Genomic DNA, 12295 nt, shown 5'->3' with positions numbered 1-12295 from the left:
TTTTGTTTCTATCTATTCATCTTTATTTGAAAGGCGATGATAATGTTTAAAAAACAAAGCAATGGTTTCTATGCCTTTAAAATAATTGTCTACCCCATAATGCTCATTTGGAGAGTGGATGCCATCTGTATCCAGTCCAAAACCAAGCAATATTGGGTCTAGGCCTAAAACCTGTTGAAACAGTGAAGTGATAGGAATGGATCCTCCTTCCCTTGTTGGGATTGCTTTTTTTCCGAAAGCCTCATCTATGGCAGCTTCGGCCGCTTTATAACCTATGGAATCTGTAGGAATTACTGCCGCTTGTCCACCATGATGGGGCACAACCTTAACCTTTACTGCAGGAGGAGCAATGCTCTTAAGGTGTTCTTCAAAAAGCTTGGCTATGGCCTTATGGTCCTGGTTGGGAACCAGACGCATGGAGATCTTTGCATTGGCTTTTGACGGAAGCACCGTCTTGGCTCCTTCTCCTATGTATCCACCCCAAATTCCATTCACATCTAAGGTTGGTCGAATGCCCACCCTTTCTATGGTAGTGTAGCCTTTTTCTCCATAGGTTTCCTTAATGTCTAATTTTTTCCTATAATCCGCTTCATCAAAAGGAGCTTTGTTCAATTGTTGGCGATATGCTTCATCGTACTCCTCAACATTGTCATAAAAGCCGGGTATGGTAATGCGATTGTCTTCATCATGAAGAGAGCTGATCATCTTACAAAGGATATTGATAGGATTGGCCACTGCTCCACCGAATGTTCCACTGTGCAAATCTTTATTTGGCCCCGTAACTTCTACTTCCATATATGCCAAGCCTTTCAAGCCAACGGTTACTGAAGGATGTTCCAGGGAAATCATAGAGGTGTCGGAAATTAACACCACATCTGCTTTCAGCTTTTCTTGATTGTTGCGCACGAAAACATCCAGGTTTTCTGAGCCAACTTCTTCCTCCCCCTCAATCATAAACTTAACGTTACAATTGAGCTGACCACTGGAAAGCATGGCTTCAAAAGCTTTCACATGCATGTAAAACTGTCCTTTGTCATCTGCTGATCCTCTGGCAAAAATAGCTCCATTGGGGTGACTCTCAGTTTTCTTGATCACAGGTTCAAAAGGAGGAGAATCCCACAGTTCTAGAGGATCTGCAGGCTGTACATCATAATGTCCGTATACCAAGACTGTAGGTGCCGCAGGATCAATAATCTTTTCCCCATAAACGATAGGATAGCCATCCGTTTGGCAGATTTCTGCATGAGCTACTCCTGCATCTTCAAGGCTGCTTTTTACAAATTCAGCAGCAGTGAAAACCTCTTTTTTATAAGCAGGATCAGCACTAACTGAGGGGATGCGTAGTAAATCCAACAGCTCATCTAAAAATCTTTCGGAATTGGATTCAATGTATTTTTTTAGTTCCATGATGCTATATTTTGTTTTATACCCAAAAAGGGTAATTAGTGTGCAGAATATTTTTTCGTTTTGCGATACTTGTATTTTTTTTCTTAAAGCGGTTAAGGAGACGCTTAAAATGACCGCTGAATTGCTTGAATTAAACCATAAAATTAAGACAATTTGAATGGATTTTGCCCTATAATTTAAAATTTACCAGTCGCCCTTCCTTGTTTGATTGCATATGTGGAGGGATGGCAGCCTTGATTTCTTCAAAAAGCAAGTTCACCAACCTTTGCTTTAAAAAGTTACGCGTTCTTATCAGACTGATCTCTCTTACCGGTGGATTTCCTGCAAATGGTCTGAGTCTGGTTTTTTCTTCTTCAGACAGGTTTTCGGTAGCAAGTTCAGGAAGTAATGTAATTCCTGTGTACCGGTCCACCATGTTTTTTAGTCCCTCAATAGAACCACTTTCATAATGGAAATTTTTTCGTTGAAAGACATTTTTATCGCAAAGATTAAGTACTTGATCTCGAAAACAGTGACCTTGTTGTAACACCCACAAATCCTCTGCCGGAAGATCCCCTACAGGAATTTCCCTTCGGTTTAAAAGGGGGTGTTCTTTGGATAGGTACACAAAAAATTTCTCGTAGAAAATAGGCTTTTCAACAATCCCACCTTCTTGAAGTGGACTTACCACTAAACCCAAATCAAGTTCATCATTTTTTAACCTGCTAAGGATTTCCTCTGTGACCATTTCTTGGACCTCTAAAAGTACATTAGGATATTTATCAATAAAATTCCCTATAAAAAGTGGCAATAGGTTGGGGGCAAGGGTAGGTATAATACCAACTTTTATGGTTCCCCCGATTTCACCTTTCATTTCTGCCACCAGTTCCAAAATACCTTTGCTTTCCAGGACCACTCGCTTGGCCTGAAGGATAACTTTTTCTCCAAGCTCAGTAGGGATCACCGGCATTTTAGACCTGTCAAACAAGAGGATGTCCAACTCTCTTTCCAATTTGCTTATTTGAGCACTTAGGGTTGGTTGCGTAACAAAGCAAGCATCAGCCGCCTGGCCAAAATGCCTGAATTTTTCTACGGCCAATATATATTCCAGTTGCTGTATCGTCATAATGTTCGTTTAGGGTAATGAATTAACGAAATTCTACCGCTTTGGGCCAAATAATGCGGACATTTAATCCTTTTTCAGGTAATTAATTTTTTGGATTCAGTTCCTATGCGTTCTTCTCAGTCTTATCACAAGAAATTGGCTTAACTTTGAATTTTGGTAACCAATTCTGTGCATAATGGGAGAAAATATAGTGATTTAGCAAAAATATTGTTGCCCTAGGCTCAGAATTTTATCCAAAATTAATGTTTAAGATTTTATAGAGATCATAAATTTTCAATGCACCTACTAAAGCTGGAAAGTATTCAAAAATTAAATGCCAAAGATAAGACGGCTACTTTAACCAAGGTTTCTTTTGAATTAGAAAAAGGAGAGATTTTGGCCTTGTCAGGGGATGAACACTCAGGTGTGTCAACCCTTATCCGAGGTATACTGGGCCTAGAAAATTTTGACAGTGGTAAATTGTTTTTTTTAGACCCAAACTTAGGTAAACTTTCGATTAAAAGGCCTAAAATTGGAGTGGTTTTTCAGGACTTTGCCCTATTTCCAAATCTCACCATTTTAGAAAATGTAAAATTTGGCTTAAAAGGTTCAAACCAGGAAGTTGAGCAGAAGGCCTTGGCTTGTTTGAAATGGCTAGGTCTGGATAATCTTTCAGATAAATATGCCGAAGAGGTAACCGTAGAAGACCGGTTCCGGACTGCACTAGCCAGGGCCATGGCACCCGAGCCTCGGCTAATAGTTTTGTCAGCCCCTTTCAGTCAGCTGAGGTCCATGTACAAACACGATCTTATAGCAGAAACCAGGCAATGTTTGAAAAAAGCCGGCATTACGGTCTTAGTGGAAACGCGTGATAGCGCTGTAGCCATGTCAATTTCAGATCGCTTGGCTGTGTTTCATAAAGGCTATTTACAACAAATTGATACCCCACAAAATATATATCAACGGCCATTAAATTCTTATGTAGCCAATTTCTTTGGAAAAAGAAATGAAATCCTTGCCACTGCGACAAACGATGGATTTTATACTTCATTTGGGTTTATAGATGACGAGCGCTCCAAGGTTTTCAACAGTAAGGTAAAAATTAATTTTAGACCCGAAGAAGTCAAAGTGAAAAAAGGCTTGAGACAAGCCCTGATAGGAACAGTGAGGCAATGTTCATTCTACGGTGATCACCAGCTGGTAGCATTAGAAGATGATTTGGGTAAATCAATTTTGGTAAAATCATCACCCAATAAGGTTTTTACCATTGGGAGCAATGTGTTTTTTACCCTCAGATCTTTTAAGGTGGAAGATGCTTTTTAAAATATTGGCCATATAATTTTATAGGTATAAAAAGCTGCCCTTTGCAAGGGCCTATTTGCCGAAAAATTGAACTCCTAATAGGTTTAATGTAAAAGAATATTGTAACTTTGAGTCATTCAATAAGCCCTTTCAACCATGAATAAGACCAATAGTAGGATAAAATTTTTAATTACCATTACCTTATGTTGTTCCGCATTATATTCCTCTTTCTCTCAGGAACTTCAAAAGGTAAATGAGAAAAGTAAAAATCCAAATAGGGTTTTTACCTACCATGTGCTTAAAGGCTCACAAGTAAAAGAAGGCGCTGCCGAAATGAAGTACAAGGGGAAGTTGGGATTCCGGGTGAAGGGCCAGTTTAGGCAGGGGAATAAGTCCGGTAGCTGGGAATTTTTTGATACAGATAATAATTTAATCCAGAAGTACAATTACACAACAAAAAATTTCGAATACCTGCAAAATTTTAATGCCGTTAAGGCGGTATATATTTTAAAAGACCAAGAGTTGGTACCATTAGAAACCGGCGCTATTCCTGTATTGCTCGGCGGGGATGCTAAGTTTTTGTATTTTTTGGCCAATAATGTACAGTATCCGCATGCTGCAAGGGCAAAAAGAGTTTCCGGCACTGTAGGTGTGATGGTGACCATTACCAAAGAAGGGGAAATGGTCCGGCCCTTTATTCCCAAGCCCGGAGATAAGGCCTTAGATGCCGAGGCATTAAGGGTGGTATCTTTTATGCCGAACGACTGGATACCGCTATATTTAGATGGGGAAGCTACGGATTGTTTGGTGCTTTTGTATTTTAATTTTCGGCTGGGATAATACCATTTATACTAATAAATATTCTCGATTTGTTCTGTGTTATACTTTGATAAATGGCAATCAATCGCAATTTTGAGAAAGTTTCTTTGCGGAAAATACTGACTTTTTCCGGTAGGGAATTTATGTTTTGCGTCTGTCCTTCAGTAAAACCTTTGAAGGTTTGATGGATAGTCATTGCAAAAAAACACCAAAATAATTTAACCTTTTACCCCCCTGAATAAATTCCAGATGGATATAAGGGTCTCTTTTTTAGCTGTTTACAGATCTGATTTTTTTATTGATTCTTTCGGTAGAATTGAGAGGTTTTTTTATATTTGTCGCTTATTTAAATCTTTCTTAGATTAAATCTAAATAATGTTTAAATTTGTGCTTCCATCATTTCCTACAAGATTAAGGGGAAGAATTCTAGTGATGGGTCTAAACTTAATTTGGCAATTCATACGGTAGTCTAATACTAAAGGCCGTCCGGAGGATAAATCACAGCAGGGTAAGCTTGTTATGATTTTGAAAAAAGGCGGGTTTTGAAACCTATAAATATTTGAGGGTGAAAATAGCTTGAAAGGGTTATTTACTCTGTTGTTTACAAAATCAATACAACCAAGAAAATGGCGAAGCAAAAAAACATTACTTTGTGGGAGAAAACCAGGAAATTTCTCAATGACATACACCTGTGGGCAGGGTTGATTAGTGGAATAGTACTTTTAGTAGTGTGCCTCACAGGTACAATATATGTTTACAATACTGAAATTAGAGAATGGAGTGCTTCTCATCTCTACAAAGTGAGCAAGACTGAAGGTGTAGCTAGACTATCTCCAAATGAATTGCTTGATAAAAACAGGGAGCTGATTGATGGAAACATTACAGGTGTAAGGGTTTCTTCAGATGCTGAAAGAAGCTTTCAGATTTCTGCCAGAGCAAAAGGAGACAAAAGCAGGTCCGGAACCACCTATTTCGTTAACCCCTATACCGGTGAAATGCTGGGCAATAGCAAAGAAGAAAATGCTGCAGTCACTTTTATGGGATACATGTTTAGTTTGCACCGTTGGTTGTTGTTAGACAAAATCGAAGAACCAATATTTGAAGGTTTAGAAAACAGGAAATTGGGAAGCTATATTACAGGAGCCTCCACCATTCTTTTTACCATAGGTGTGCTAACCGGCTTGGTGATATGGGTGCCCCGAAAGGCGAAGCATTGGCGTCAAGGATTAAAAGTAAAATTGAGCGGAAATTGGAAGAGAATAAACCATGATCTTCATAATTCATTGGCATTTTATTCAGCCATCATCTTATTCTTAATGGGGGTAACAGGACCCTTCTTTTCCTTTCCATGGTACAGAGAAGCCTTGCAAAAATCATTGGGAACGTATAAGGAAAGAAGTGTAGGAGGACATGGTCCGGCAGCAGCACAAGGTAAAGGTGAAGGAGAAAAAAAGAAACAAGAAAAAATTGAAGTATTGCCGCTAGAGGATTATTTATACAGTGCAGATCAAGTGTTGGACTATGCGGGGGAGTATACACTAAGCTTGCCTAAAAATGGCGGCAAAACCATTAGTATCAGTAAGACAAAAGCTGGATTTTTTGCACCTGCAGCCTCAGATAAATTGGTTCTTGATGTGGCAAGTGCCGAGGTAGTGGAAGCAGATATTTTTAAGGAGAAGCCTTTGAATGAACGCATATCCGGATCCATTAAAGCCCTACATTTGGGCAATGTTTATGGGTCTTTTTCTAAGCTTCTCTATTTTATTTCCTGCTTAATTGCGACAAGTCTTCCGGTGACCGGTACCTTGATTTGGGTCAATAAAATGAAAAAACCGAAAAAGAAGAATAAAAAGAAAGAACAATTGGCTTAGTCTCTGCTGTCGTATTTTAAATAGGTGGTTATCTTGAACCAGATAATGGGCATGCTGTTAATCAATCAAAAAAAGATAAATCACTATACCAATAAATAAGACAAAGAATATCCTGCCCAACCAATAATTGTATTTGGTTTGGCGAATGATTTTATGGATTTGCCGTTTTAATGTTTCCGAATCAGTTTGTTCAAAAAGTTGGGCAAGTTCCTTTACTGTAAATTGAAGGTTGATGCTTTGTTTTTTTATGGTGAGATTGTGTTTTTTTAAAAAGCCATTTACCTTAAAGTAGATTTTGAAACCCACCGCTACATTAATGGCAAATAGTATGTATATGAGGTATAAAAAAGTCATTAGGTTTAGGGGAGTATGGTGGGGTTCGATATCTTTATAAAGATTGGTGCTGGATTATTGAATTTGGCCTAAGGCTAATGAATAATTAATTCCAAAAGTAGAAAATATTCGCCTTTCAGCTGACTTGAACTAATTCTGAAATCCAGATGTAAAGTTAACTTTTAGTTCTTTAAGAATATTGGAAAGACGATTATACTGTATTAATAAAGTTTATTTTGCTTTATTTAGGACGGAATGGATCATAAGTTCGTCATAAATAGGTAACAAGATTAAATTATTATGAAACGGTATCCCATTTTTTTAATGCTTACCATAACCTTATTTTGGGTGGGTTGTGTTGAGGAGCAAGACATCAATGTCCAAAGCCTTATTGGGAACTGGGAAAACTCAGTTTACATGGAAAACCAGGGCGTTAATCAAGTAGATGCTTATGGGTTTGATGAAAGCGGAAGGTATTTTAGATATATTTACTTTAAAGATCCGGAGAGCAATCAAACTTTGGGCTATGCCATGTATTTGGTGGGAGATTATATTTTGGAAGGAAAAGAACTGGTATTGAAAGAAGAACGAAGGCTTTTAAATTTAGGTGTTAACCTATATGAAGAAATTGAAGGTCTTTCAGAGGTTGAGGTGATAGAAAATACAACTTTAGGTTTAGCATTTAAAAGTAATGGGCAAATTTTGGAAATGACCAAAACCTGTAGTCCTTTACTTTCCAGTATTTGTATTCCTGTTACTCCTTATACTCGAAAAGAATATGTCTCCTATTCTCCTATATAATTTAAATCAGGGAGATAAAGCCTTGAATAGCATGAGCCTATCATTGCAAGCCCCCAAATTCTCTTTAAGTTTTAACTATTGATTATAAAAACGAAAGATCTATTGCCAAATCCACGTTCAAGATTGGTTTCAATTAGAATTTTTGTTTAGAATTGGGATCCATATTTCTTCTTCTGAACTTGCTGAGGTATTGCTGTATTTCTCTCCCATCACCTGAAAATGAGGGCGATCGTCTAATTGATACTTTGATTGTGAGACCCACTGCCTGTAAATATAATCATAGATGCTATGGTCAGTACTTGGGCCTTTATAATTAAACTTGGCATACAAGCCGGCAGGAATCAGAAAGGGTACCATTTCCTCCGGAATAATTTTTAAATTATCAACTTCCACACAAGCCCACTGTTGAAATGCTTTTGTGGGATCAAAAGCGCTGAAATAGTCCGGACCATAGACCTGCATGGCAATAAATTCGCTCGAATGAATTGGTCTATTTTTCATAAACCGCTTCCATAAGGCCGCAGTTTCATTTTTTACAAGACTCATGGAGCAACTTAGGCCTACCAACTGTTTGGCTTTTAGGGTTTCTATGTGGGCTTGCATATTTGATTTAATTATTTGGAATCAGTTTCTGAAATGAGTGCTATTAGTTGATCGCTTAAGTCTGAATATTCATCGATATCATTGAGGCATTCCAACAGATGTACTTTGAGCTGCTTTTCGGTGGCAATGGCTATGGTATTTGCAAATACGGAATCACTGCTCCAAGCGATGTTTTCAAACAATTGTCCATCATTTTTATTCAGTCCGATCAGGTAATAGCCCCCATCTTCAGCAGGTCCTAATATGAGATCATTATTTGCTAAGCAAGCAAAGGCCTCTTCAATATGTCTTAATCGTAGCTCGATGCAATCCGTACCAATGATGATAACATGCTCGTAACCTTCTGTAAAGGCTTGATCAAAAGCTTGACTCATTTTTTCGCCTAGGTCTTTACCGGTTTGCGGATAAAAAGAGTAGTTGTCTTTTGCGTATTGTTTTGTATCAATTGGGCCTTCATGAAAAATCAATACATCAGCCTTGATTGAGGAGAGTAACTTGTGGGTATAGTTTAAAAGATAGGTATAAATAAAAACGGCTTTCTCATTTCCGATAGTCGCTGCAAGCCGGGTTTTTACTTTTCCCGGTGAAGGGAATTTTTGGAAAACAATGATGGCTTTTTTCATGGACTGAGTAAAATTACACTAAGTTGACTATACGCATAAAAAAAGCCAATGGTTCTTGTCCAGGAGAAACGTTGTTCTAACGCTGGATTTAAGCCTTGGCTTTTTTATTTGCAGGATTGATAGGATTGTTTACCTATACGGTCTTTTCAGGGTGTTTTTAAGAATTATTCTTCACCATTTCCACGACCTTTTTTTCGGTTTTCCCGCATTTTTTTCCCTGCTTCTTTTTTCTCAGCATCCCATTTTTCTTTTTGTTCCGGAGTTAGAATAGCCTCCAATTTTTGTTGGTGTGCTTCCCTTGCTGCTTTTATTTCTTCTCTTTCTGCTTCTCGGGATTCTTTTCGACTAATGGCTTGCTCAAGAAATAAAGCGTTGATTTGTTCTTCTTGTTCTTCAGTAAGATCTAGTTTTTCATCCATCCTTTGAGTCATCCTTTCGGCCATTTTCTCAGGATTAATTTCTCTGTCACCTTGTCTTTGTGCTTGTACGTGCACCACGGTAGCTGCTACCAGTGCACAAATCATTATTAACTTTTTCATAATTGTTCTTTTTTGTGTTTCTATAGCTGTTAGACCGACAGAGATTGAACAAGTTTAATGATCCGATGTTAAGGAATGTTAAAAATTGGGAAAATTTTAGGTTTTGTCTTCAATCAGTTCTTCTCTGTCTTTGGGTTTAACATAAGTAGGCCTGATAAGTAACCTCAGGGAAGGGTCAAAGGCAAGATAATTCCATGACCAGTCAAGGAAAATAAAAATCCTGTTTTTGACACCTAGAATTGCCATCAAATGGACGAATAGCCAGATAAACCAAGCAAGGATACCTTGAAATTTAATAAAAGGAAGGTCAACCACAGCTAATTTCCTACCAACCGTGGCCATGCTCCCCAGATCTTTATAACGGAAAGCTTTTGGTGCTTTTCCTTTTAATTGCCCCAGAAAATTATTTGCTAAGTTATCTGCTTGTTGGATGGCAACTTGTGCAACTTGCGGATGGCCTTTAGGGTAATCCGGCAATTGTTGCAAACAAAGGTCCCCTAGTGCATAAATGTTTTTGCTGTTGTGAACAAGGTTGAATTCATCCACCAGCAGTCGTCCATTCTTGAATTTTTGTGTGTCTACGATTCCTTCTATGCCGTTGGGCGCAATTCCCGCAGCCCAAAGCAAGGTATTCGTTTTAAGTTTTTCTTCACCATTGATAATTACGTTTAGCCCATCGTAATTCTCAACAGCAGTATTAAGCATAACATCTACTTTTAGGCTTTCCAGGTATTCTTTGGCCTTTTGGCCTGAGGAAGCGGACATTCCTGCTAGCAGTGATGGCCCCATTTCTATCAAAACCACCTTCATATTATCAAAGTTAAGCTGGGGATAGTCCTTTGGAAAAACCTTATTCCTAAGTTCGGCCATTGCTCCGGCCAATTCCACCCCTGTAGGGCCTCCCCCGACTATTACCACATTCATTAATGCTTTTCGTTTTTCCAGATCAGCAATATTGATGGCCCTTTCATAATTAGAAATTATTTTATTCCTTATAAATAAGGCTTCGGAGACAGATTTCATGGGAAGGCTGTTTTCCATAATGTTTTTCATCCCAAAGTAATTGGTATCTGCTCCCATGGCTAAAATGAGGTAGTCATAGTCCAAAAAGCCGATGTCAGTATATACACATTTCTTTTCTTGATCGATCCTTTGTGCTTCAGCCATTCGGAAGGTCACATTAGGGGTATTGTGAAAAACCTTACGCAAAGGGAATGAAATGGCACTGGGTTCCAATCCTGCCGTGGCTACCTGATAAAAGAGAGGTTGGAACTGGTGATAATTGTTTTTGTCCAATAGGATCACCTGATAGTTTTTGTTTTTTAGTTTTCTGGCAAGCTTGAGACCTGCGAATCCTGCACCTATAACAACTATTCTTGGAAGGGATAATTTAGGGAGGTTTGGAAGGGGTTGATCCATAACTAAAAATTTTTAGATGAGGGTTGTATTACCTAAAAATAAAACGTATATCGTGTGTCATAGTTCATTAAATCCACAAAACCTTGTGATTAGTTTAGTCGTGGTAAGTTTTGTAATCATATTAGTCCTATCAAAAATTTTAATTATTTTTACAAAATTGGAAAAATAAAAAATTATGGGAAGAGCATTTGAATTTAGAAAAGAAAGAAAATTCAAAAGATGGAGTCAAATGTCCAAGGTGTTTACACGATTGGGCAAAGAAATTGTAATGGCTGTCAAGGCAGGTGGACCCGACCCGGCTAATAATTCCAAGTTGCGGACCATCATTCAGAATGCCAAGGGTGCCTCCATGCCCAAAGACAGGATAGAAGCTGCCATATCAAGAGCTAGCAATAAGGATGAAAGCGACTATGAAGAAGTAGTATATGAAGGTTATGGCCCACATGGCATTGCCGTCATCGTAGAGACATCTACAGACAATATCAATAGAACCGTTGCCAATGTAAGGCACTATTTTACCAAAGCAGGCGGTTCTTTGGGCACAAGTGGTTCGGTTAGCTTTACCTTTGATAGAAAAGCAGTATTCCGATTTGCCAAAGCCGACTATGATTTGGAAGAACTTGAATTGGAATTAATTGATTTTGGTTTAGAGGATATAGACGAGAATGAGGGAGAAATTTTTGTTTACACTGCCTTCGAAGACTTTGGAAACATGCAAAAAGCACTTGAAGACAAAGGCATAGAAGTAATAAGTGCGGAAATGCAACGTTTTCCTATGTCTACCACCGAATTGACAAGTGAGCAAGAGGAAGACATAAACAAAATGATTGAGCGGATGGAAGAGGATGATGATGTAAACCATGTTTACCATAATATGGCTTAATCCAAATATTTAGCAATTTTAATTCATATAATGGCATTCCCTAAAAGAAGAAATTTACAGGAGCAGAAAAGGCAGAAGTTAGTAATCGTCGGAAGTAAAAATCCTGTAAAAGTTAAATGCACCGAGAATGCATTTTCAAGTATATTTGATGATAGTTTCATTGTTCAGGGATTGAATGTGGATTCTAAAGTTAGTGACCAGCCCAAGGGTGATGTAGAAACCTATACAGGGGCTTACAATAGAGCCTACGCCTCTAAAAATGCTTTCCCAGAAGCAGATTTCTGGGTGGGCATAGAAGGTGGTGTAGACCATGTGGGCGAACAAATGGTTTCATTTGCCTGGATGGTTATCATGGATGGCGAAGGCAAGATAGGAAAAGCCAAAACCGCTACATTTTTTCTGCCCGAAGCATTGAATAAAATGGTCAGTGATGGAATGGAATTGGGTGAAGCTGATGACAAATTATTCAATAAAAACAATTCCAAAGAATCAGGTGGAGCTGTAGGTATTTTAACCAAAGGTGCCATCAGCAGATCCAACTATTACCAACAGGCCTTGTCGCTGGCCCTTATACCCTTTATTCAAAAAGAGCTGTATTAAAAAGCTGACAT

At 38.4% G+C, this 12295-nt stretch carries 13 protein-coding genes; 6 read left to right on the top strand and 7 right to left on the bottom strand.

Translation table 11 applies throughout. The features are described 5' to 3' along the window. Positions 1–12: 12 nt before the first annotated feature. Together Q4534_RS11350 and Q4534_RS11345 are read right to left on the bottom strand one after the other, a co-directional pair. A complete protein-coding gene (locus Q4534_RS11350; protein WP_303613293.1) occupies positions 13–1407 on the bottom strand; it encodes a dipeptidase in 1395 nt (464 codons plus the stop codon). 169 nt (positions 1408–1576) lie between these two features. Next, positions 1577–2512, bottom strand: coding sequence for a hydrogen peroxide-inducible genes activator (locus tag Q4534_RS11345; RefSeq protein WP_303613292.1), 936 nt, complete (start codon positions 2510–2512; stop codon positions 1577–1579). A 276-nt stretch (positions 2513–2788) separates the two neighbouring features. Between Q4534_RS11345 and Q4534_RS11340 the strand changes: the two genes are divergently transcribed. The 3 genes from Q4534_RS11340 to Q4534_RS11330 all read left to right on the top strand — a co-directional run bounded on the left by Q4534_RS11340 (position 2789) and on the right by Q4534_RS11330 (position 6483). Then, the gene (locus Q4534_RS11340) at positions 2789–3814 is read left to right on the top strand and encodes an ABC transporter ATP-binding protein (protein WP_303613291.1); all 1026 of its coding nucleotides are present in this window, start codon (positions 2789–2791) and stop codon (positions 3812–3814) included. 135 nt (positions 3815–3949) lie between these two features. Next, positions 3950–4633, top strand: a complete 684-nt coding sequence (locus Q4534_RS11335) for a TonB family protein (protein ID WP_303613290.1) — start codon at positions 3950–3952, stop codon at positions 4631–4633. A 605-nt stretch (positions 4634–5238) separates the two neighbouring features. Continuing rightward, on the top strand, positions 5239–6483 hold the full coding sequence (locus Q4534_RS11330) for a PepSY domain-containing protein (RefSeq protein WP_303613289.1): 1245 nt from the start codon (positions 5239–5241) through the stop codon (positions 6481–6483). Between the two features lie 57 nt (positions 6484–6540). On the opposite strand, the gene Q4534_RS11325 is transcribed toward Q4534_RS11330, so the two are convergent. Next, positions 6541–6837, bottom strand: coding sequence for a hypothetical protein (locus Q4534_RS11325; protein ID WP_303613288.1), 297 nt, complete (start codon positions 6835–6837; stop codon positions 6541–6543). A gap of 279 nt (positions 6838–7116) precedes the next feature. Here Q4534_RS11325 and Q4534_RS11320 point away from each other — a divergent pair, with 279 nt between their 5' ends. Then, on the top strand, positions 7117–7617 hold the full coding sequence (locus Q4534_RS11320) for a hypothetical protein (RefSeq protein WP_303613287.1): 501 nt from the start codon (positions 7117–7119) through the stop codon (positions 7615–7617). Between the two features lie 129 nt (positions 7618–7746). Here the strand turns inward: Q4534_RS11320 and Q4534_RS11315 are convergent, their stop codons facing one another. From Q4534_RS11315 to Q4534_RS11300, 4 genes are all read right to left on the bottom strand, one after another. Next, the gene (locus tag Q4534_RS11315; protein ID WP_303613286.1) at positions 7747–8220 is read right to left on the bottom strand and encodes a GyrI-like domain-containing protein; all 474 of its coding nucleotides are present in this window, start codon (positions 8218–8220) and stop codon (positions 7747–7749) included. An 11-nt stretch (positions 8221–8231) separates the two neighbouring features. Continuing rightward, a complete protein-coding gene (locus tag Q4534_RS11310) occupies positions 8232–8843 on the bottom strand; it encodes a TIGR04282 family arsenosugar biosynthesis glycosyltransferase (RefSeq protein ID WP_303613285.1) in 612 nt (203 codons plus the stop codon). 164 nt (positions 8844–9007) lie between these two features. Then, complete coding sequence (locus Q4534_RS11305) at positions 9008–9382, bottom strand: hypothetical protein (RefSeq protein ID WP_303613284.1); 375 nt, start codon at positions 9380–9382, stop codon at positions 9008–9010. A 96-nt stretch (positions 9383–9478) separates the two neighbouring features. Continuing rightward, the gene (locus tag Q4534_RS11300) at positions 9479–10801 is read right to left on the bottom strand and encodes an NAD(P)/FAD-dependent oxidoreductase (protein ID WP_303613283.1); all 1323 of its coding nucleotides are present in this window, start codon (positions 10799–10801) and stop codon (positions 9479–9481) included. A gap of 175 nt (positions 10802–10976) precedes the next feature. Between Q4534_RS11300 and Q4534_RS11295 the strand changes: the two genes are divergently transcribed. Together Q4534_RS11295 and yjjX are read left to right on the top strand one after the other, a co-directional pair. Further along, positions 10977–11684, top strand: a complete 708-nt coding sequence (locus Q4534_RS11295; RefSeq protein ID WP_303613282.1) for a YebC/PmpR family DNA-binding transcriptional regulator — start codon at positions 10977–10979, stop codon at positions 11682–11684. Positions 11685–11714: 30 nt separating this feature from the next. Continuing rightward, entirely contained in the window at positions 11715–12284 is a 570-nt protein-coding gene (yjjX, locus tag Q4534_RS11290) for an inosine/xanthosine triphosphatase (RefSeq protein ID WP_303613281.1), read from the top strand. Positions 12285–12295: the final 11 nt, after the last annotated feature.

The sequence above is a fragment of the Cyclobacterium sp. 1_MG-2023 genome (genome assembly GCF_030546805.1).
Taxonomy (GTDB): Bacteria; Bacteroidota; Bacteroidia; order Cytophagales; family Cyclobacteriaceae; genus Cyclobacterium.
The sequence above is the reverse complement of the archived record's forward strand: the minus strand, read 5'-3'. Positions and strand labels throughout refer to the sequence as shown.

Excerpts from the sequence above, each read along its gene's own strand:
- yjjX (WP_303613281.1), top strand. The coding sequence starts at position 11,715 with ATGGCATTCCCTAAAAGAAGAAATTTACAGGAGCAGAAAAGGCAGAAG.
- Q4534_RS11310 (WP_303613285.1), bottom strand. The coding sequence starts at position 8,843 with ATGAAAAAAGCCATCATTGTTTTCCAAAAATTCCCTTCACCGGGAAAA.
- Q4534_RS11315 (WP_303613286.1), bottom strand. The coding sequence starts at position 8,220 with ATGCAAGCCCACATAGAAACCCTAAAAGCCAAACAGTTGGTAGGCCTA.
- Q4534_RS11295 (WP_303613282.1), top strand. The coding sequence starts at position 10,977 with ATGGGAAGAGCATTTGAATTTAGAAAAGAAAGAAAATTCAAAAGATGG.
- Q4534_RS11320 (WP_303613287.1), top strand. The coding sequence starts at position 7,117 with ATGAAACGGTATCCCATTTTTTTAATGCTTACCATAACCTTATTTTGG.
- Q4534_RS11345 (WP_303613292.1), bottom strand. The coding sequence starts at position 2,512 with ATGACGATACAGCAACTGGAATATATATTGGCCGTAGAAAAATTCAGG.
- Q4534_RS11305 (WP_303613284.1), bottom strand. The coding sequence starts at position 9,382 with ATGAAAAAGTTAATAATGATTTGTGCACTGGTAGCAGCTACCGTGGTG.
- Q4534_RS11330 (WP_303613289.1), top strand. The coding sequence starts at position 5,239 with ATGGCGAAGCAAAAAAACATTACTTTGTGGGAGAAAACCAGGAAATTT.
- Q4534_RS11300 (WP_303613283.1), bottom strand. The coding sequence starts at position 10,801 with ATGGATCAACCCCTTCCAAACCTCCCTAAATTATCCCTTCCAAGAATA.
- Q4534_RS11325 (WP_303613288.1), bottom strand. The coding sequence starts at position 6,837 with ATGACTTTTTTATACCTCATATACATACTATTTGCCATTAATGTAGCG.
- Q4534_RS11340 (WP_303613291.1), top strand. The coding sequence starts at position 2,789 with ATGCACCTACTAAAGCTGGAAAGTATTCAAAAATTAAATGCCAAAGAT.
- Q4534_RS11350 (WP_303613293.1), bottom strand. The coding sequence starts at position 1,407 with ATGGAACTAAAAAAATACATTGAATCCAATTCCGAAAGATTTTTAGAT.
- Q4534_RS11335 (WP_303613290.1), top strand. The coding sequence starts at position 3,950 with ATGAATAAGACCAATAGTAGGATAAAATTTTTAATTACCATTACCTTA.